Source organism: Sphingobium amiense, assembly GCF_003967075.1.
GTDB classification, from domain to species: domain Bacteria; phylum Pseudomonadota; class Alphaproteobacteria; order Sphingomonadales; family Sphingomonadaceae; genus Sphingobium; species Sphingobium amiense.
Genome location: NZ_AP018664.1, coordinates 1,140,908 through 1,160,253, shown reverse-complemented (window position 1 = coordinate 1,160,253; position 19,346 = coordinate 1,140,908). Strand labels below are relative to the sequence as shown.

Genomic DNA, 19,346 nt, shown 5'->3' with positions numbered 1-19,346 from the left:
CGGGGGTGGAGCGGAGGCGGTCATCCAGCAAGGCTAGGCCGTGGCGATGGCGGTAGGACAGCAGCCTGATCTCAGCGGGCCGCCGGGGCTGCGTTCGCCAGCGTCGCGGTGGCGATCAGGGCGCGATAATCGTCCACGGCGTCATCGAAGAAATGCAGGCGCGGCGCGTCGAACGTCGCCATATAGAGCTTTCCGCCGATCAGCGTGGCGCGCGCTTCGCCCTGGCGCGGCAGCAGGTCCGCATCGGTATAGTCATAGGTGAAATAGACGCCGGGATTGCCGAGGAACGGCTCGGGCGTCGAGCCGGTCAGGGTGAAGGTGCCGCTCTGCTTATAGGCGCGATAGGTGCCCTCCAGCAGTTCGGGGATTTCGGCGAGCAGGGTCGCGGAGGTGAATTTGGGCAGCGGATCACGCTTGCGGCTGCGTTCGCGCACGAGCGGCTCGCCCGGCGAAATCCCGGCGTAAAAGGTGACATCGTTGAGCTGGTCGCCGTCGAGCGTCCATGTTTCGGCATGTTTGCCGGGCCGGATGTCGAGCCGGTTCCAGTCGCGCGGGGGCGTGACAGTGAAGGCCGTGTCGCCGATCTGGGCGGGCTTGGCCTTTTCACGCCAGGCATTGGCGTGAAGCGGACCGGCGCAGGCGAGCGCGAGGCCCATGGAGAGAATCGCGCGTTTCTTCGGGGTCATTGGCCGTCTCCGGTAGCGTTCAGTGTCATGCGGATCATCGCGGCGTCGGGCGCGGCGGGTTGAAGCGCAAGATAATGTTTGAGGGCGTCGCGCCCTTCTGTCGTGCGGCCGGTCTTGATGAGCGAGAGACCGAGGCCGCGTTGCGCCTCCGCCATCGACGGGTCGAGCGCGGCGGCCTTCCCATAGAAATCGGCGGCGTTCATGAGGTCACGCGGCGCGCCGCGCAGGCGGAACAGATCCCCCCGCGCCCGCCAGAGCGTCGCGGTCCAGCCCGGCTCGGCGAGACGCTGGATGATGAAATCGCTCGCGCCGAAATCGTTGAGCCTGATCTGGTCGTCGAGGAACATCGGCAGCCATGGCGCGAGCGCGGCGGCATAGCGGTCGGCCCCTTCGTCCCTGTCCGCCCCGTCGGGTGCGGCAAGGCCGTAGAGATAGTCGGCGCGCTCGCCCGATGCCGGGTGCGAGGCGAAGAAGGCGACGTGATCGAAATCGGGCTTGCTCAGTCCCCGCGCCGCCGCCGACGCTTCCTGTTCGAGGATGAAATTGCGCCATACGCGCGACGCGGCGGTGGCGCGCAAATGTCCCTGATTGAGGTAGCCGAGACCCATGAGGTCGGCCTCCCGCTCCTGATCGCGGCCGTATCGCGCCAGACCGCCCAGCACCGACAGTTGCATGTCGTTGAAGCTGCGATAGGCTTGCGCGCTGCCCGACATGGAGGTGAGGACGGCGGCCCAGCTCAGCAGATCGGTGCCGCGACGCTTCGCCTTGAATTTTTCGAGCGTGTGCCGCTTTTCGAAATGGCCGAATTCATGGCCCAGCACCGACGCCAGTTCCGCTTCGCTCCGCACCCGCAGCAGCAGGCCGGTGTAGATTTCCATCGTGCCGTTGGGCGTCATGCTGGCGTTGAAGAGCGGCAGACGGACGATATAGGGCCGCACCGAAGCGCAGCGATCCGCGCCGATGGCGGAACAGAGCACCTTGCGCACATAGGCGTTGAGCGCTTCGTCGCGGAGCACCAGCGGCGAGTTCGCCAGTGCGCGCTCCTGCTCGTCGGACATGCGCCACAGGCCGATCTCATCGACGCCCTGCGGCTGATATGCGCCGCTATAGGGGGCCGGCAAGGGCGCTGGCGCGGCCGGCTTTGGAACGGCGGCGGGAGCGGCGGGCGCGAACGCCAGCGCAGCCGCTGCGGCGAGCGCCAGCCTCATGGTTGGGCCGCCACGGGCGCGGCGCTGCCGGGAAACTCCTCGAGCAACTGACCGACGCGCTTGATCGCGCCATCGGCTTCGCGGACGTCGCCGCCCATCTGCGCGTCCGCGTTCAGCCACAGGAGGTTGCCGGTGCGAAGGTCGACCAGCCCGGCATAGCCCGCATGTTCGCCCGATGTGACCCCTACCCCTCCCAGAGCCGCCGCAAACTGCAACAGCTTGCGGCCCGTCGAGCCATAAGCGTCCTTGTTATAGAGAAAGAGCGCATAGTCGGCTTCGCGCGCGCCGGGCAGCGAACCGACTTCTTCGCCGAGCGACCATTCGAACACGCCAGCCTTGTTATCGCGCTTCTTGGTGGGGAGGCGGTTGCCGACGAAGAACTGATACTGGATCACTGCCTGAGAGACGGCGGCGAACAGCTTGGTATATTCCTCCACCCGGCGGGCGTCTTCGCCATAGCTTTCCGGGGCCATGACGACCCGGTTGCCGAGGCTCGCCTGCCGCGCAAGGAGCGCATCGTCGATATTTTTGCGCGCGCTGTCGGTCCAGTCGGCATTGGGTTCGAACATGCCGCCGGTCGACTGCGCACCGACGCTGACGCTGGGCCGGAAGACGAGGATGGTCTTGCCGCTGTTGGCGGGCAGTTCGAAACCGGCTCTCACCGCCGTGCGCTCCTGCGCGGCGGCGGGCGTCGCAACGGCAAGCGCCGCCGCGGCGAGCATCACTCTCCACATATGGATAATCCCCCGAATGTCCCCCGAGTCCCTTCCCCAAGGAACCCGTGCAAAGCAGGCTATGCGCGAGCCAACCCGCTGACAAGAGGGATTTTAATCCGAAACTGATTTACGGCAGCAGCAGCGAACTGTCGCCGTAGGAATAGAAGCGGTAGCCCGTGGCGATGGCGTGGGCGTAGGCGCTCTGCATCCGTTCGCGGCCCATAAGCGCGCTTACCAGCATGAAGAGCGTCGACTTGGGCAAATGGAAGTTGGTCATCAGGCCGTCCACCGCGCGGAAGCGGTAGCCCGGCGTGATGAAGATGCGGGTTTCGTCGGCGAAGGGGCGGATCACGCCGTCTTCCCCACACGCGCTTTCGAGGAGGCGAAGCGAGGTGGTGCCGACCGCGATCAGCCGCCCGCCCGCCGCGCGCGCGGCGTTGAGGCGCTCCGCCGTCGCGGCGTCAATGCGGCCCCATTCGGCGTGCATGCGGTGATCGTCGGTATCGTCGGCCTTGACCGGCAGGAAGGTGCCAGCCCCGACGTGAAGGGTCAGCGTTTCGGTGAGGACGCCCGCCTGCGCGATGGCGGTCATCAGGGCGGGCGTGAAGTGCAGCGCGGCGGTGGGCGCGGCGACCGCGCCATCCTCCCGCGCGAACATGGTCTGGTAATCGCTGCGGTCGCGTTCGTCGGTGGGGCGCTTGCTGGCGATATAGGGCGGGAGCGGCATCCGTCCTGCCCGTTCCAGCAGGATCTCGACCGGCTCTTCGCCCTCGAAATCGAGCGTCACGCCGCCATCCTCATCGCGCGGCCCGGCGATGGCGGTGACGCCTGCGCCGAAGTCGATCCGGTCGCCTGCGCGCACCCGCCTGGCGTTGCGCAGGAACGCCTGCCACTGGCGCAGGCCGAGCCGCCTGTGCAGCGTCGCGCCGATGCGCGCTTCGCCGCGCTTGCCTTCAAGCTGGGCGGGAATGACCTTCGTATCGTTGAAGACCAGCACGTCGCCTGAGCGCAGGAGCGAGGGCAGATTGCGCACGATATGGTCCTGCATCGCGCCGTCGCCGGGCACCAGCAGCAGCCGGGCGCTGTCGCGCGGGGACGCCGGGCGCAGGGCGATATTGTCCTGCGGCAGGTCGAAATCGAACAGGTCTACGCGCATGACGAGGTTGGCCCGGAGAGCCGCTTACTTCTTTTTGGGTGCGGGCTTTTTCGCGGGCGTCGGAACGATCGACGGGGCCGGTGCGGGCGGCGGAGGCGGCGCGGCGGTCACGGGCGGCTTGCCGTCGCTGTCGATCGACGCCTGGAGGATGACGGTCGGGTTTGCCGGCGGCTCGCCTTCCGCGATGGCGTCGACATATTGCATCCCGTCGATCACGCGGCCGAAGACGGTATATTTCTTGTCGAGCTGCATGCGGGGCAGCAGCACGATGAAGAACTGGCTGTTGGCGCTGTCGGGGCTTTGCGCGCGCGCCATCGAGACGGTGCCGCGAAGGTGCGGCATCGGGTTGAATTCGGCCTTGAGGTCGGGAAGCGTGGAGCCGCCCGTCCCGTCGCCCTTGGGATCGCCGCCCTGCGCCATGAAGCCGGGGATCACCCGGTGGAATTTGAGGCCGTTATAGAAGCCCTGCCGCGTCAGTTCCTTGATCCGTTCGACATGCGCGGGCGCGATGTCGGGGCGCAACTGGATGCGCACGCGCCCGCCGCTCGACAGGTCGAGATCCCAGATATTCTGGGGATCGGCAGGGACGGTCGCGGGCGGCAGCTTGGGCGTAATGTCGGTGCCCAGCGTCTTGAGATTTTCCTGCGCCTTCGCCGCGGTTTCGGCCTTCTTCATTTCCTCGGCCTGTCCGCGGCCACCGCCCTGGGCGAACGCCGGAATGGACGCGGTAAGGGCGAAACCGATCGCCACGGTCTTGAGCGCGCGGGTGAAACGCATGGGAGAAAGGCTTTCCTTCAAATGATCGGACCGGGCGGGTCGCTCCGCCCTGATAGCGCGCTGATCGCGATTGGCAACTGAACGCAGGCTGAAACGGCGCGTCACGCCCCCTTGCGGCCCAGCCGATCGACGCGCGTGGTCACATCGTCGCACACGGCGGGGCTGACGAATTTGTGGATCGGCCCGCCGTAGAGCGCGATTTCCTTGACGAGGCGGGATGCGATGGGCTGCAGCGACACGTCCGCCATCAGGAAGACGGTTTCGACACGGCCGTTGATCTGCTGGTTCATGCCCGCCATCTGATATTCATATTCGAAGTCGGCGACGGCGCGCAGGCCGCGGATGATGACGCTGGCCCCCTGCGATTCGGCGAAGTCCATGAGCAGCGAGTTGAAGCCTGTGACGACGATTTCGGTGTCGACGCCCGCGCATTCGCGGCGGACCATCTCCAGCCGTTCCTCGTCGGTGAACATGGGCGATTTGGCGATGTTGGTCGTGACGCCGATCACCAGCTTGTCGACCAGCTTCGCGCCGCGCCGGATGATGTCCATATGCCCCAGCGTGATGGGGTCGAAAGTGCCGGGATAGACGCCGATACGCTGTGTGCCCATGGGTTAGCGGTCCCTCTCCACGATATAGTCAGCAATGGCGCGCAGCAGGTCGGCTTCCGCGCCGTGCCCGTGCAGATGCGCCTTGGCCTGATCCACCAGCATCGCCGCCTGCGCGCGGGCGCGCTCGACGCCCAGCAGCGACACGAAAGTCTCCTTGCCCGCCGCCGCATCCTTGCCCAGCGCCTTGCCCGCGAGCGCGGGGTCGCCCTCCACATCGAGCAGGTCGTCGGCGATCTGGAAGGCGAGACCGATGTCGCGGGCATAGCCGTGCAGCGGCACGCGCGCTTCGGCGGGCAGGCGCGCCATGATCGCGGCGGCCTCCACGCACACCTCGATCAGCGCGCCGGTCTTGAGATTCTGGAGCCGGGTGACGGTGGCAAGGTCGAAGCGGGTCTTTTCCGCCTCCAGATCCATCATCTGCCCGCCCGCCATGCCGGCAGGGCCGCTGGCGAGCGCGAGCGCCCGCACCAGTTCGATGCGGACGAAGGGGTCGGGATGCGTGCCTTCATCCGACAGGATCTGGAAGGCGAGATCGTGGAGGCAATCCCCCGCGAGGATCGCCGTCGCCTCGTCGAACGCCTTGTGCACCGTGGGCTTGCCCCGGCGCATGTCGTCGTCGTCCATGGCGGGGAGATCGTCGTGGATCAGCGAATAGACATGGATGCATTCGATTGCGAGGCCGACGCGCAGCGCCGCTTCCCGGTCAATATGGAAAAGGTCGGACGCCGCCTGCACCAGCAGAGGGCGAAGCCGCTTGCCGCCGCCGATGGCGGCATGGCGCATCGCTTCGTAAAGGCGGCGGCGCGCATCGTCCGGCACGGCGAGCAGCCGGTCGAACGCCGCGTCGACCTGCGCCGCGAGTTCGGCCGCGCGCGCGGTCACGATGGCGGTCGCGCTTGCCCCCCTCTCCCCCATCGCGGCGCTTTCAGTCCGCGCCGAAGGGTTGCGCACCGACTGGCGCGCCGCTGGCGTCCAGCGTCAGTTTCTGGATGCGCGCCTCCGCAGCCGCGAGCCGTTCGGTGCAGCGTTTCCGCAGTTCCTCGCCCTGCGCATAGAGTGCAATCGATTCGTCGAGCGGCACGTCGCCGCTTTCGAGCCGGCGGACGATCTGTTCGAGCGCGCGGAGCGCTTCCTCGAAGGACAGGCTCGCCGGATCGGGAAAAGAGGATGTCTCGGCCATGCTGCCTGCATTGACCGCCCCCCGATGCCGGGTCAAGCCCGTATGGCCCGAATCGGTGCGCCCGCCCCCGCTCCCGCCCCTGCGGTCACGAAAGCGTCATGACGTCATTGCAGGGCGCATGGCGGAAAAGCATAGTTTTTGCGTTGACGCACCATGACGCCCGTGCACATAGAAGGATCGCTATGAAACTTTATTTCCCCCTGATCGCCGTTGCCGGTCTCGCCATGCTGTCGGCCTGCAACAAGAATGATGAACCCGAAGTCGTGGGCGGCCCCGCCGATCCCATGGCCGAAAAGCTGGCCAATGCCGCGCCGGTCGAGCTGCCCCCTTCGGTGAAGGCGAACAAGCAGTATCGCTGCAAGGACAACAGCCTGATCTTCGTCGACTTCCTGAGCGACGACAAGACCGCGAACCTCCGCACCGACAAGACCGGATCGCCCACGAAGCTGGTCGCGCCCGAAGCGGGCAAGCCCTATGTGGCCGAGGGCGGCTACGAAGTGTCGGGTCAGGGCAATGATGTGACCATCACCGTTCCGGGCAAGGGCGCGCAGAGCTGCCACGTCTGATCCCAAGGGACATTTCCGCTTTTTCCGGCCGGACCTTCACAAAGGTCCGGCCTTTTTCTTTTGGGGCGAAGAATGTGGTGAGGGAGGATGGGCGCGTTGCGCCGACGCCGCCATTGCCCTTCCCGCGCGCCGCCGCTAAAGGCGCGGGCATGTCCAGCACCGCTCCCCAGATCACCCCGGAAACCGTCGCCGAACATGGCCTTTCCCCGGAAGAATATGACCGCGTTCTGAATGCGCTCGGGCGCGAGCCGAACCTTACCGAACTCGGCATCTTTTCGGTCATGTGGTCGGAGCATTGCAGCTATAAGTCGAGCCGCATCCATCTCAAAAAACTGCCCACCACCGGCCCGCAGGTGATCTGCGGCCCCGGCGAGAATGCGGGCGTCGTGGACATTGGCGACGGGCAGGCGGCGATCTTCAAGATGGAGAGCCACAACCACCCGTCCTACATCGAACCCTATCAGGGCGCGGCGACGGGCGTCGGCGGCATCCTGCGCGATGTGTTCACCATGGGCGCGCGCCCGGTCGCGAACATGAATGCGCTGCGTTTCGGGCGGCCCGATCACCCGAAGATGAAGCATCTCATCAGCGGCGTGGTGCACGGCATCGGCGGCTACGGCAATTGCGTGGGCGTGCCGACGGTGGGCGGCGAAGTGAATTTCCACCCCGCCTATGACGGCAACATCCTGGTCAACGCGATGACCGTAGGCGTCGCGGACACGGACAAAATCTTCTATTCGGCAGCGTCGGGCGTCGGCAATCCGATCGTCTATGTGGGGTCCAAGACCGGACGCGACGGCATCCATGGCGCGACGATGGCGTCGGCGGATTTCGGCGAGGACAGCGAGGAAAAGCGCCCGACCGTGCAGGTGGGCGACCCCTTCACCGAAAAGCTGCTGATCGAGGCGTGTCTGGAGCTGATGGCGTCGGACGCCATCGTCGCCATTCAGGACATGGGCGCGGCGGGCCTCACCTCCTCCAGCGTCGAGATGGCCTCCAAGGGCGGCGTCGGCATCGAACTCAACATGGACGCCGTGCCGCAACGCGAAACGGGCATGACCGCCTATGAGATGATGCTGTCGGAATCGCAGGAGCGGATGCTGATGGTGCTCCAGCCCGGCAAGGAAGCCTTTGCCGAAGCGATCTTCCGCAAGTGGGAGCTGGACTTCGCGGTCATCGGCCATGTCACCGACACGGGGCGCATGGTGCTGGTGCACAAGGGCGAGACGGTGTGCGACATCCCGCTCGCGCCGCTGGCCGACGACGCGCCGCTCTATGATCGCCCGTCACTGTCGCGGGAAGACTATAAGGCATGGGCGAAGGTCGAACCGCTGGGCGACCTGCCCGCCAGCGCGGATGTGGGCGCGGACCTCGTGGCGCTCATGGGATCGCCCGACATCGCCAGCCGCCGCTGGATATGGGAGCAATATGACCATATGGTCGGCGCGGACACGGTGCAGCGCCCCGGCGGCGACGCGGCGGTCGTGCGCGTGCATGGATCGCAGAAGGGCATCGCGATCAGCACCGACTGCACGCCGCGCTATTGCTATGCCGACCCCTATGAAGGCGGCAAGCAGGCCATCGCGGAATGTTATCGCAACCTGTCGGCGGTGGGATCGACCCCGCTCGCCGTCACTAACTGCCTGAACTTCGCCAACCCCCAGCGGCCCGAAATCATGGCGCAGTTGACCGGCTGCCTCGACGGCATGGGCGATGCGTGCCGCGCGCTCGACTTCCCGATCGTGTCGGGCAATGTCAGCCTCTATAATGAGAGCAAGGCGACCGGCGGCGGCTCCGCCATCCTGCCGACGCCCGCCATCGGCGGCATCGGGCTGCTGGCCGACATCGACGCGATGGCGACCGTCGCGTTCAAAAATGCGGGCGATGCGATCTGGCTGATCGGCGGAGAAGGATCGCATCTCGGCCAGTCGATCTGGCTGCGCGAGATTGCGGGCTGTGAGGCGGGCGACGCGCCGAAGGTCGATCTGGCAGCGGAACGCGCCAACGGGGATCTGGTCCGCTCGCTGATCGCGGAAGGCAAGGCGAGCGCGGTGCATGACGTTTCGGACGGCGGGCTGCTGGTCGCGATTGCGGAAATGGCTCTGGCGGGCGGGATCGGCGCGGCGCTGACCACCGCCTTCACGCCGCAGAGCGCGTTCGGCGAGGATCAGGGGCGCTATATCGTCACCGCGGCGCAGGGCGTCGAGGTGCCGGGCGCGGTGCGGATCGGCACGGTGGGCGGCGACAGCGTCGCGGGCGTGCCTCTGGCCGACCTGCGCGCCGCGCATGAGGGCTTCTTTCCCAAGCTGATGGACAGCGAGCTTTAAGAGACGTCAGGGGCGGCGGAAGATATATTCATGGTCGGTCCAGTCGCCGACCGGGAAGCCATATTCGCCGACCTTCTCAAACCCGCGCTTCGCATAGACCGCCTGTGCGCGCTCATTGCCCGACCAGACGCCGAGCCAGACCGGCCCCGGCATCGCGCTCGCCAGCCAGTCGAGCGCGGCGTCCATCAGTGCGCGGCCCACGCCCATGCCCTGCGCGGCGTTGAGGGCGTAAAGCTGGTAGAGTTCGCCCTGATCGGCGCGCGCCTCCGGATGCGGAAGCTTGCACGGGCCGACATGGGCATAGGCGAGCAGCCGTCCGGCATCCTCCGCCACCCATGTCGCATGGGCAGGATCGGCCAGTTCGGCCGCGATCTTCGCCACCCCGTAGCTGTCGGCCTCGAACCGGGCGAGATCGGCGGGGGGATAGGGCACGGCGAATCCGTCGATGAAGGTTTCGCGGAACGCCGCCAGCTTGAGGACGGAGAGCACGGCGGCATCATCCGGATGCGCGGGACGGACGGTGAAGGATTGCGAAGCCATGATCGCGCCATGCCATTGCGGCCGACGCGCCGCAATCAGCGTGTGCGGGTGATGCGCGCGAAGAGCAACTGATAGGCGTCACGCCCGCCCGCCGCGTCATAGGTCGCCATCACACGGCGCAGGTCGCCCGCTGACAGCGGCGCGCGCCCGGCGTGGGGCACCACAGCCCCGATGCCCTTGAGATGCGCGAGGAGCGTGCGCGCGCCCTCCCCCTCCAGCGCCACCGTCTCGTCGAAGGCGAAGGCATCTTCATGGCGCGCCAGCATCGCGCGCAGATCGGCGAGCGAGGGATAGTCGGGCACGCCCGCGCGCAGGCCGCATGCTTCATGCGCCGCCCGCCACGCCGCGAAGCTTCCCTGTCCCATGGTCGAGAAGAAGAGGCTGCCTCCCGGCTTGAGCAGAGCGACGATCCGTTCCAGCGCGGCGGGGAGGTCGTCGAACCACTGGAAAGCGAGGCTGGAGAGGATGAGGTCGAACCATGGCTCGTCGAAGGCCGGATGCTCGCCGTCCATCGCGAGGAATGTGCCGCCGAGCCAGCCGCCGTCCGCGGTCTTTTCCACCATGCGCGGCGACAGGTCGGTCGCGATCAGTTCCGCGTCGGGCCAGCGTAGCGGAACCTCGCGCGTCAGGAAGCCGGTGCCGCAGCCGATCTCCAGGATGCGGGGGCGTCCGCCCGGCTGCTGACGCCCGGCAAGGTCCGCGACGAGGCGCGCGGCGAAGCGCTGCGGCCCGGCATGATCGTCGTAGCGATCCGCCGCCGCGCCAAAGGCTTCGCTGATCCGTTGCTTGCGCGGGTCGCTCATGGGCGATGCCTTGCGTAATGGCGCGCCAAAGGACAAGAGCTTTCCCGCAAAGACACGTCGCACGAAGGACCGCCCCGCCATGACCGCCGCCCGCATTCCCGCCATGGACGTGCTGCGCGGCTGCGCCGTGATGGGAATCCTGTGGATGAATGTCACCGCGTTCGCCCTGCCCCAGAGCGCCTATTTCAACCCGGTGGTGGCGGGCGCGCTCTCAGCAGGCGACATCGCTTTCTGGGCGGTCAGCCTGATCCTGGTGGACGGCAAGATGCGCGGTCTTTTCGCGCTGCTGTTCGGCGCTTCGATGCTGCTGCTGATCGACAGGGAAGAGATGGCGGGGCGCGACGGGCGGCGGACGCAGACGATCCGTTCGGGATGGCTGTTCGTGATCGGCTGCCTCCACTTCTTCCTGCTGTGGTGGGGCGACATATTGCGCGTCTATGCGATCGTCGGCCTGTTCGCGCTGCTGTTCGTGGGGCTGGAGCCGCTGGCGCTGGTGAAGCGGGCCTTCCTCTGTTTCCTGCTCCAGTTCCTGCTCGTGGGCGCGTTCATCGCGGGCCTTTATCTCTGGAGCCATGCCGCCACCGCGCCCGATGCCGCTGCCGCCACGCGGGATGGGTTCGCGACCTTCATGGCGACGCTGTCCGATTCCGCCAGCCCCGCGACACAGGCGGAGATCGCCACCTATCGCGGGAGCTTCACCGGCATAGTGGCGATGAAGGCCGCGGCTTTTCCGGGCGAGTGGGTCTGGGGTTTCCTGTTCAACGCATTCGAGACACTGGGCTTCATGCTGCTGGGTATGGCGATGCTGAAGGGCGGGTTCCTGACCGGTAGCTGGGACACGGAACAGTATCGCCGCACCGCGCGCCACTGCTTCCTGATCGGGGCGCCGCCGATGGCGGCGCTGGCGATCTGGGTGTGGTGGAGCGGGTTTGCGCCGCTCGTCAGCTATGGCGTGGCGCTGGCATGGTCGCTGCCCTTCCGCATTCCGCTGACGGTCGGGTGGGCGGCGCTGACCCTGTGGATGCTGGCGCGGCATCGGGACAGCGGGATGGTGGCGCGAATCGCGGCGGCGGGGCGGATGAGCTTAAGCAACTATCTGCTCAGCAGCCTGATGATGGCGGCGATGTTCTATGGCTGGGGTTTCGGGCTGTTCGCGCAGGTGCGGCCCGCGCTGCTGCCGCTGTTCGTCTTGCTGGGCTGGGCGGTGATGCTGCTCTGGTCGAAGCCATGGGCGGAGCGATTCGCCCTTGGCCCGGCAGAGTGGCTGTGGCGCAGCCTTTCCAGCGGCCAGACGCAAAAGATTCGCAAGAGCAGCTAGATTACTATTGCGACCTATTATCAGATGCACTATTTCCCGTTGCATTGGGAGAATGGTGTCGATGGTCGTCTGCGTCTGCAATGCTCTTCGTGAAAAGGATGTCCGGGAAGCCGCGCGCAACGGGGCCGATACGCCGTGCAGCGCCTATGCCCGCTATGGCCGCCGCCCCAAATGCGGCCAGTGCGTCCCCTTCGCGCGCACCATCATCGCCGCCGAACGCGCGTCCGTCTGAGCTGCGGCACTGCGTCGTAGTCGCAGCGCGCGTGCGCGATCCATTCGCGATAGCAGGACGAAAACCCGCCAGATTCCGCGGCTTTCGGCCTTAACAGGCACCGCCCGCCGGGCTATAGCTTACCCCTTCCCCACGGTCAGCCGGAGTGAGACGCCATGAAGGGCGACGCCAAGGTCATCGAATATCTGAACGAGGTGCTCAAGAACGAGCTGACCGCGATCAACCAGTATTTCCTCCACTATCGCATGCTCAACCACTGGGGCATCGAGAAGCTCGCCAAGTTCGAATATGAGGAATCCATCGACGAGATGAAGCATGCCGACAAGGTGGCGGAGCGCATCCTCTTCCTCGACGGCCTGCCCAATTTTCAGCTTCTGGGCCGGCTCAAGATAGGCGAGACGGTGGAGGAGATCCTCAAGGCCGACCTCGAACTGGAATATGAGGCGCTGCCGGTGCTGCGCGACGCCATCGCCTACAGCGAATCGGTGCGCGATTTCGTGAGCCGCGACCTGTTCCAATATATCCTCGAAAGCGAGGAGGAGCATGTCGACACGCTCGAAACCCAGTTCGAGATGATCGAACGGATGGGCATCCAGAATTATATCCAGCTTCAGAGCAAGGCGAAGGAAGACTGATCCTTACCGCCTGACTGAAAGCCGAAGGGCGTCCCTGTGGGGCGCCCTTTTCTTGTTACAGCATCGCGTCGAGCAGACCGATCAGCGGCAGGTCGGCGGGCGGCATCGGCAGCGCATACATCTGCGCCGGACGAACCCATGTGAGCGCGGTCGCGTGGCGCGCCTGCGGCACGCCTTCCCATTTGCGGCAGACATAGAGCAGCAGCAGCAGATGCCGGTCGCCCAGCGTTTCGCTGGCGAAGGTCGCGGGCGCGAGGCAGCTCCGGTGCGTGCGGATGCCCAGTTCCTCCTCCAGTTCGCGCACCAGCGCGGCCTCGGGCGTTTCGTCCGGCTCGACCTTGCCGCCGGGAAATTCCCACAGTTCGGCCATCGGCTTGCCCGGCGGCCGCTGTTGCAGGAGCACGCGCCCGTCGCGGTCGACCAGCGCCGCCGCCACCACCAGCAGGGGAGAAAAACGCGTCATTTCGGCTCCGTCAGGAGGGGTTTGTTAACCGTGGTTCCTTTACACGGCTTTCGGGGACTGTCTGTAGGCATCAGGGGAATTTCAATGCGCGCGCTGATCCGGGTCATGACGAAGAGCGGCCTGGCCCGGTCCGAACGCGGGGCGACGGCGGTCGAATATGGCCTGATCCTCGCCCTGATCGTGCTGGCCATGATCGCCGCGCTGAACAGCCTGGCGACCAAGACCGTCGGCATGTGGAACAACGTCGCGACAGAGGTTGCGAAACATTAACCATCAAAAATTTACAGGCGCGGATCGGCATTAAGTAATTTTCAACCGAACCGGCTTAATTCCACCCTTGTCGACCACGAATTACCAAGCGGGGCGGCCGGGTAGTAAATGGCAGTAGTTGCTTTTTCAAGGAGAAGACCAATGAAGTTCATCCGCAAGATGTTCAAGGACAACAAGGGTGCCACCGCGATCGAATACGGCCTGATCGCCGCTCTGATCGCCGTCGCCGCGATCACCGCGATGAGCAGCCTCGGCACCAAGCTGAGCGGCACGTTCAACAACGTGAACGGCAACCTGAAGTAAGCTTCGGCGCTTCGGCGAAAAGAATGAGGCGGCGGACAACGGGTCCGCCGCCTTTTTCATGTGCATCGCGATCAGTTGGTGACGATCTTCACCCGCGCGCCCGGACGCAGGGTGGCGTCGCGGCCCAGCGCGTTGATCGTCAGGAACCGTTCGAGCGGATAGTCGGTATAGGCCATCCGCTTCGCCAGCGACTGAACGGTGTCGCCCGCCTTGACCGTCACCACCTGCACCCGGCGCGGCCGGATCGCGGCGGCATCCTGCGCGGAAAGTCGCTGCATCGATTCGACAAGCGGCGCGAACGGGCCGACCCCCTGCCCCGCAGGCGTCAGCAGCAGGAAATGATAATATTTGCCGCCGAAATCATAGGCGAAGACCGTCGCGTCGACCTGCTGCGACTGGGTGGAGGCGCGGACCGTCCGCCATGCGGCGGGCAGGCCGTTGATCGTCGTGCGCTGGACCTCACCCTGCGGCGCGCCGCCGCTGTTGCCGCCGAGTCGGGCGAAAACGGCGCTCACATAGGCGTCGAGCGATCCTGCCGAAGCGCCGCCGCTGAACTGCGCCTGCCCGCCCGATCCGCTGATCGACACGGCGTCGGTGCCGTTTTCCATGCCGAATCCGCTGGGCGCGGTGAAGGCGAGGCGCAGGTCGGGGTGGCGGAAGCGGTTGCCGTCGATCACGCCCTGCTTGGGATCGTCACCGTAGAGAACGCCGTCCACCGCCGTCAGGAAGGCGTCGCGATTGCGCGTCGTGGCTGCGGAGCGCGTGGCCTGCGCCGCCTGCAGGGCGCGATTGACGCGCGAGGCGGGATCGGGGTGCGTGCTCGCCCATTCCGGCATGGAATGCGCGTTGCCCGATAGCTGCGCGTCGAGACTGCTCTGCGCGGCCAGAGAAGCCAGCATGCTCGACAGCGCCCTGGGATCGTAGCCCGCCGAGGCGAGATAGCGGATGCCAAGGTCGTCCGCCTCATATTCCTGGGTGCGGGAGAATTTCAGCGTCAGGAGCTGGCTGCCGGTGCCGATGCCCTTCTGCACGACCCCGGCCAGCCCCGAATCGCCGAGGAAAGCGCCCGCCAGCGCGCCCAGCAGCGCCCCGCCAATCGCGTTGCGCTGCGCCGCCTTCTGCCGACGCTGGCCATGTTGAGCCGCGACATGGCCGACTTCATGGCCGAGCACGCCCGCGAGTTCCGCCTCGTCGTTCATCAGCGCCATGAGCTGCCGCGTCACATAGACATAGCCGCCGGGGATGGCGAAGGCGTTGTTGACCGGCGAATTGAGCAGAGTGACGGTGAAGTCGCCCTGCGCGTTCGACAGGCCGGACTGGACCGCGATCCGCCGCCCGACCGTTTCGACATAGCGCGCCTGCGGACCGGCATAGGCGCCGCCAAACTCCTTGAGCAGTTCGGGATGCTGCTTCGCGCCGCTCGCCTTGTCCTGCGCGCTGATGTTGGAGACGGTGCGGATCGCGCGCTGCTGCCCGATCACCGCAGGCGCGCCCAGCGCCACCGCCATCGCCGCACCCGCGCAGCCCAGCGTCATCTTCCACTTCATGCCTCTCACCCTCTTCCCGTTACCGGAACGAAACGAGCGGAGTCCCATCGCGTTCCCGCGCAGCGAAGCATCAGGCACCGATGGCGAGAAACTTGTCGGCCCGGTCGGTGCGCAGCGCCTGCGCGTCCATGCCACCCAGCGAATCGAGTTCCGCCTCGATCGCCGCGCCCAGACTGGCGATGGCCTGCACCGGGTCGCGGTGTGCGCCGCCGACCGGTTCGGGCACGATCCCGTCGATGACGCCCAGCGATTTCAGATGCTGCGCCGTCACCTGCATCGCCGTGGCGGCGTCGCTCGCCTTGTCGGCGGTGCGCCAGAGGATCGACGCGCAGCCTTCGGGTGAAATGACCGAGTAGACCGCATGTTCTAACATCAGCACGCGATTGGCCGCCGCCAGTGCGATTGCGCCGCCCGATCCGCCCTCGCCCACCACGGCGGCCACCATCGGCACGCCGAGCCTCAGGCAGGCTTCGGTCGAACGGGCGATGGCTTCGGCCTGACCGCGCTCTTCCGCCTGAACGCCGGGGAACGCGCCGGATGTGTCCACCAGCGTCACGACCGGCAGGCCGAAGCGGTCGGCCAGTTCCATCAGACGGATCGCCTTGCGATATCCCTCAGGCTTCGCCATGCCAAAATTGTGGCGCACGCGGCTGGCGGTGTCGTCGCCCTTTTCATGGCCGATGACCATGACGCGCCGTTCGCCCAGCGTCGCGAAGCCGCCGAGAATCGCCTGATCGTCGGCAAAGGCGCGGTCGCCCGCGAGCGGCATGAAATTGTCGAACAGACCCGCGACATAATCCTTGAAATGCGGCCGGTCGGGGTGGCGCGCGACCTGCGTCTTCTGCCACGGCGTCAGCTTCGCATAGGTATCGCGCAGCATCTTGCCCGCGCGGGTTTCCAGCGTCGCGATCTCGCCGTCGATGTTGATGTCGCCGACGCTGGCCGTGGCGCGCAATTCGACGATGCGCGCTTCCAGTTCGGCGATCGGCTTTTCAAATTCCAGAAAGCTAACCATGGTCGGTGCGTTAGGGCGCTGACGGCGCGTCGTCAACGCGGGGATGCGGAGCGCGCGCGGTCATGGTCGCGAGCGGATGGCGCCGGTTCACCAGTTCGACGAGGCGGCGGCTGTCGACATGGGTGTAGATCTGCGTCGTGCCGATGTCCGCATGGCCGAGCATGGTCTGAAGCGCCCGAAGGTCAGCCCCCCCTTCCAGCAGGTGCGTGGCGAAGGCGTGGCGCAGCACATGCGGGCTGACGCGCTGCGGCGGGATACCCGCAGCGGCGGCGAGCGCCTTCACCATCTGATAGAGGCGGATGCGGCTGAGATGGCTCTTGCCCGACGGGAAGAGCCAGGGGCTGTCGGCGGGAACATGGGTGAGCCAGAGAGCGACGGCAGCGCGGGCGCGGTCGGAAATCGGCACGAGCCGTTCGCGCCCGCCCTTGCCCCGGAGGATCAGGAAAGGCCGGTCGGCGGCCAGCGCGCGGCGGGGCAGCGACACAAGTTCGCTCGCGCGCAGGCCCGATCCGTAGAGAAGTTCGATAAGAGCCGAGAGGCGCAGGTCGAGCGGGGACGGATGCTCCGCCGCGAGCCGCTCCGCAATCAGGGCGAAGAGGCGGTCGACTTCGGCGGTGGACAGAATCTTCGGCAAAGGCCGCCGGGTGACAGGGCGCGGCAGGGCGGCGGCGGGATTGTCGGCGCGCAGCCCCTCCTCCTCCAGAAAGGCGTAGAAGGCGCGGAGCGCGGACGTCTTGCGCGCGAGGGACGAAGCGGCGAGGCCCGCCCAATGTTCCGCCAATGTGCCGAGCGCGTCCTTGTCCGCCTGGGCAAGCCCCCCGACCAGCGCCGCCGCGCCGTTGAGGTCCGTGCGGTAGGCGAGCATGGTGTTGCGCGCCGCGCCGCGCTCCGCCGCCATCATTTCGAGGAAGCGGTCGATCAGGGCGGCATCCTCCTGCGCCATGATCAGGTCCGGCTGATCGCCTCTGCCGCGATCATCCGCGCTTCGGGGTCGAGGCCCACGCGGTGCAGCGCCGCCACGACATGATAGAGATGCGACGGGGGCAGGCTGCTCCAGTCATTGCCCTGCATCCCGACCGCCACCAGCAGCGCCACGGTCGCCTTTTCTCCGCGCGCCGCCGCCGCCGCGATGGCGCGCGCCCAGCGGCTGTTGGCGGCAAGAGAGACGCCATGTTCCTGCGCGAGCGACTGCGCGTCACTGGCGGGCAGGCGGGAAAGACCGGCGAGCGCGGCGATCAGCATCCGCCCCCTGCCCGCTCCCGCCTCGTCGAGATAGGATGACGCGCGGCTGCCGCTGATCTCCACCACCGGGCTGGGCGCGCCGACCGCGAGCAAGGCCCAGAGCTGCGACGCGCCTGCCCCGTCAAGCTGCCCCGCGGCCCGCGCCCAGCGCGCGGCGTTGCGGTCATAGCCCGCGCTCAGCATCGAAGCGACGAGGTTCGCGGCGTCCTGCGCATCGGTCTGCGCCACGGGCAGCGCGGCGGCGGCGCGCGCGGTCGCGATCAGACCGACATAATCGGGCGAATCGGATTCCTTCCACCACGTCCGCATGCCCCCCAGCCGGTCGCCCACGGTCGCCCCCGACGCCGCGCTACGCAGAGCGTCGATCCGGTCGGCGACATCGTCGGGCACATCGCCATCGCTGCCGATCTGGCCGTAGAAACCCACCAGCGCAGCGTTCGACAGCACGCCGAGCCGCGCGGCGATCTCCGCGCCCTGCCGCCGCTTGAGGGGGGGCAATGCCGCCGCGCGCGCCTGCCACGCCCGGACATGCGACCCCGCCGCCGCCATCAGCGGGTCGGGAATATCGACATTGAGCGCGGTGGCGAGGCCGTAGCGCCAGGAGGTGAGCCGATCGACGCCGCCCCACTCGATCTTGACCGAACGGCGCGCGTTGAAGCCGGTGCCGACGACCTTTTCCGCCAGCCGATAGTCGACGCCGCGCACCACACCACGCCGCTGCGCCTGATTGAGCGCGCCGCTGGCGCTGCCCTGATCGCCCGAAAGCGCGGGGCAGATCGCGCGGGTCATGTCCCAACCCGGTGCCTTGCTGGTGCGCAGCGCGCCATCGGACAGCGGACACAGTCCCGCCGGGTCCGATGTCGCGAGATAGGTTTCCATCGCCACCGCATAGAGGCGCGGCGTGAAGCGATCCGCGTCCACGCTCTGCACCATCAGGCGCGCACTGTCCGCTTCGCCCATGCGCAGCAGCAGCCATGCACGCTCGGCCGCCCAGTCCGCCCCGTCGATGCCGCGCGGCGTATCGACGCTCGACAGCAGAGCGCGGCGCAGCAGGATCGACGCCCAGCGCGACACGATGGGCGCACGCGTTTCCCGCATCAGCACGGCGAGATATTTGCCCGATTCCTGACCGAAGGCGCTGGCTTCGAAGCCGCGCGTCTGCGGCGTCAGCGGCCCGATGCGGTCGAGCGAGCGGCGCGCGCTGTCGGGCAGGTCATATTTGGCCTTTTCCGCCGCCAGTTCCTCTGGCGACATGTCGTTGCCCGCGTCGGCGACGTCGGCCAGCGAGGGATCGACGGCGGGCGGGACCAGAGGCTGAACCATCGGCGCGCCTGCCGGTTGCGGGGGCGTGCCGGGCGCGGGCTGGGCCGAGCGGGCGGGCGGAGGCGCTTCGGGCGCATCGCCGAAGCCCGGCGGCAGGAGCGATTCGGGCGCCTGCTGCGCGACGACCGGCAGCGCCAGAGCCAGCGCGAAGCTGCCCAGCGCCCAGCGCGTATTCCCCCGCGACCAGCGCATCGGCCTTACCGGCCCAGCTTTTCTTGGCCGATGACCTTTTCGACGCGCTGCTGCGGCTTCTCCCCGCCGCGCGACCAGAAGAAGGCGAGCAGCGCGATCACCAGCACCGCGATGGCAATCGGGATGATCGGCAGGCGTGTGCCACGGCGGCGCTGGCCGCCTTCGAAACTGCTGAAGCTGCTGCGATTATTCTTCATCGGTCCTTGGCTTGTTCTGTTCGGCCGGGAAACGGCCAG

At 67.1% G+C, this 19,346-nt stretch carries 23 protein-coding genes; 7 read left to right on the top strand and 16 right to left on the bottom strand.

Features of this window, described 5'->3' with window-relative positions; genetic code table 11:
• Positions 1–71: 71 nt before the first annotated feature.
• The 8 genes from SAMIE_RS05495 to SAMIE_RS05460 all read right to left on the bottom strand — a co-directional run bounded on the left by SAMIE_RS05495 (position 72) and on the right by SAMIE_RS05460 (position 6,334).
• A complete protein-coding gene (locus SAMIE_RS05495; protein WP_066699628.1) occupies positions 72–686 on the bottom strand; it encodes a hypothetical protein in 615 nt (204 codons plus the stop codon).
• A complete protein-coding gene (locus SAMIE_RS05490; RefSeq protein ID WP_083952440.1) occupies positions 683–1,894 on the bottom strand; it encodes a M48 family metallopeptidase in 1,212 nt (403 codons plus the stop codon). Before SAMIE_RS05490 ends, SAMIE_RS05495 begins: the two co-directional genes overlap by 4 nt.
• A complete protein-coding gene (locus tag SAMIE_RS05485) occupies positions 1,891–2,628 on the bottom strand; it encodes a hypothetical protein (protein ID WP_066699630.1) in 738 nt (245 codons plus the stop codon). The genes SAMIE_RS05490 and SAMIE_RS05485 overlap by 4 nt, the downstream gene beginning before the upstream one ends.
• A gap of 109 nt (positions 2,629–2,737) precedes the next feature.
• Entirely contained in the window at positions 2,738–3,766 is a 1,029-nt protein-coding gene (gene queA, locus SAMIE_RS05480) for a tRNA preQ1(34) S-adenosylmethionine ribosyltransferase-isomerase QueA (RefSeq protein ID WP_066699632.1), read from the bottom strand.
• A 24-nt stretch (positions 3,767–3,790) separates the two neighbouring features.
• Positions 3,791–4,543: a peptidylprolyl isomerase gene (locus SAMIE_RS05475; protein WP_066699633.1), complete on the bottom strand. Its 753-nt coding sequence runs from the start codon at positions 4,541–4,543 to the stop codon at positions 3,791–3,793.
• Between the two features lie 101 nt (positions 4,544–4,644).
• Positions 4,645–5,154 (bottom strand): pantetheine-phosphate adenylyltransferase, encoded by a 510-nt coding sequence (gene coaD, locus SAMIE_RS05470; protein WP_066699635.1) that lies wholly within the window; start codon positions 5,152–5,154, stop codon positions 4,645–4,647.
• A 3-nt stretch (positions 5,155–5,157) separates the two neighbouring features.
• Positions 5,158–6,069, bottom strand: coding sequence for a polyprenyl synthetase family protein (locus SAMIE_RS05465; RefSeq protein ID WP_066699637.1), 912 nt, complete (start codon positions 6,067–6,069; stop codon positions 5,158–5,160).
• A gap of 10 nt (positions 6,070–6,079) precedes the next feature.
• Complete coding sequence (locus tag SAMIE_RS05460; protein ID WP_066699639.1) at positions 6,080–6,334, bottom strand: exodeoxyribonuclease VII small subunit; 255 nt, start codon at positions 6,332–6,334, stop codon at positions 6,080–6,082.
• Between the two features lie 182 nt (positions 6,335–6,516).
• On the opposite strand from SAMIE_RS05460, the gene SAMIE_RS05455 reads away from it, so the two are divergent.
• Both SAMIE_RS05455 and purL read left to right on the top strand, forming a co-directional pair.
• Positions 6,517–6,900 (top strand): hypothetical protein, encoded by a 384-nt coding sequence (locus tag SAMIE_RS05455; protein WP_066699642.1) that lies wholly within the window; start codon positions 6,517–6,519, stop codon positions 6,898–6,900.
• 149 nt (positions 6,901–7,049) lie between these two features.
• Complete coding sequence (purL, locus tag SAMIE_RS05450; RefSeq protein ID WP_066699644.1) at positions 7,050–9,227, top strand: phosphoribosylformylglycinamidine synthase subunit PurL; 2,178 nt, start codon at positions 7,050–7,052, stop codon at positions 9,225–9,227.
• A 6-nt stretch (positions 9,228–9,233) separates the two neighbouring features.
• Here purL and SAMIE_RS05445 read toward each other — a convergent pair whose 3' ends face one another.
• Positions 9,234–9,767, bottom strand: a complete 534-nt coding sequence (locus SAMIE_RS05445; protein ID WP_066699647.1) for a GNAT family N-acetyltransferase — start codon at positions 9,765–9,767, stop codon at positions 9,234–9,236.
• Positions 9,768–9,802: 35 nt separating this feature from the next.
• Positions 9,803–10,570: a methyltransferase domain-containing protein gene (locus tag SAMIE_RS05440; protein ID WP_066699649.1), complete on the bottom strand. Its 768-nt coding sequence runs from the start codon at positions 10,568–10,570 to the stop codon at positions 9,803–9,805.
• Between the two features lie 79 nt (positions 10,571–10,649).
• Between SAMIE_RS05440 and SAMIE_RS05435 the strand changes: the two genes are divergently transcribed.
• From SAMIE_RS05435 to bfr, 3 genes are all read left to right on the top strand, one after another.
• Positions 10,650–11,888 carry a DUF418 domain-containing protein gene (locus tag SAMIE_RS05435; protein ID WP_066699782.1) on the top strand — a complete coding sequence of 413 codons (1,239 nt, stop codon included), beginning with the start codon at positions 10,650–10,652 and terminating at the stop codon, positions 11,886–11,888.
• Positions 11,889–11,949: 61 nt separating this feature from the next.
• Positions 11,950–12,120: a (2Fe-2S)-binding protein gene (locus SAMIE_RS05430; protein WP_066699784.1), complete on the top strand. Its 171-nt coding sequence runs from the start codon at positions 11,950–11,952 to the stop codon at positions 12,118–12,120.
• Between the two features lie 155 nt (positions 12,121–12,275).
• Positions 12,276–12,755 carry a bacterioferritin gene (gene bfr, locus SAMIE_RS05425; protein WP_066699651.1) on the top strand — a complete coding sequence of 160 codons (480 nt, stop codon included), beginning with the start codon at positions 12,276–12,278 and terminating at the stop codon, positions 12,753–12,755.
• 55 nt (positions 12,756–12,810) lie between these two features.
• On the opposite strand, the gene SAMIE_RS05420 is transcribed toward bfr, so the two are convergent.
• The gene (locus SAMIE_RS05420) at positions 12,811–13,218 is read right to left on the bottom strand and encodes a (deoxy)nucleoside triphosphate pyrophosphohydrolase (RefSeq protein ID WP_066699652.1); all 408 of its coding nucleotides are present in this window, start codon (positions 13,216–13,218) and stop codon (positions 12,811–12,813) included.
• A gap of 84 nt (positions 13,219–13,302) precedes the next feature.
• Between SAMIE_RS05420 and SAMIE_RS05415 the strand changes: the two genes are divergently transcribed.
• Together SAMIE_RS05415 and SAMIE_RS05410 are read left to right on the top strand one after the other, a co-directional pair.
• On the top strand, positions 13,303–13,488 hold the full coding sequence (locus tag SAMIE_RS05415) for a Flp family type IVb pilin (protein WP_066699654.1): 186 nt from the start codon (positions 13,303–13,305) through the stop codon (positions 13,486–13,488).
• Between the two features lie 141 nt (positions 13,489–13,629).
• Positions 13,630–13,791, top strand: coding sequence for a Flp family type IVb pilin (locus SAMIE_RS05410; RefSeq protein ID WP_066699656.1), 162 nt, complete (start codon positions 13,630–13,632; stop codon positions 13,789–13,791).
• A 71-nt stretch (positions 13,792–13,862) separates the two neighbouring features.
• On the opposite strand, the gene SAMIE_RS05405 is transcribed toward SAMIE_RS05410, so the two are convergent.
• From SAMIE_RS05405 to SAMIE_RS05385, 5 genes are all read right to left on the bottom strand, one after another.
• Complete coding sequence (locus tag SAMIE_RS05405) at positions 13,863–15,338, bottom strand: M48 family metalloprotease (protein WP_066699658.1); 1,476 nt, start codon at positions 15,336–15,338, stop codon at positions 13,863–13,865.
• A gap of 70 nt (positions 15,339–15,408) precedes the next feature.
• The gene (locus tag SAMIE_RS05400; RefSeq protein WP_066699660.1) at positions 15,409–16,353 is read right to left on the bottom strand and encodes an acetyl-CoA carboxylase carboxyltransferase subunit alpha; all 945 of its coding nucleotides are present in this window, start codon (positions 16,351–16,353) and stop codon (positions 15,409–15,411) included.
• A gap of 10 nt (positions 16,354–16,363) precedes the next feature.
• A complete protein-coding gene (locus SAMIE_RS05395) occupies positions 16,364–17,296 on the bottom strand; it encodes a tyrosine recombinase (protein ID WP_066699662.1) in 933 nt (310 codons plus the stop codon).
• 2 nt (positions 17,297–17,298) lie between these two features.
• Positions 17,299–19,110 carry a hypothetical protein gene (locus SAMIE_RS05390; RefSeq protein ID WP_066699664.1) on the bottom strand — a complete coding sequence of 604 codons (1,812 nt, stop codon included), beginning with the start codon at positions 19,108–19,110 and terminating at the stop codon, positions 17,299–17,301.
• Between the two features lie 5 nt (positions 19,111–19,115).
• Complete coding sequence (locus SAMIE_RS05385; RefSeq protein WP_066699666.1) at positions 19,116–19,307, bottom strand: cbb3-type cytochrome oxidase assembly protein; 192 nt, start codon at positions 19,305–19,307, stop codon at positions 19,116–19,118.
• Positions 19,308–19,346: the final 39 nt, after the last annotated feature.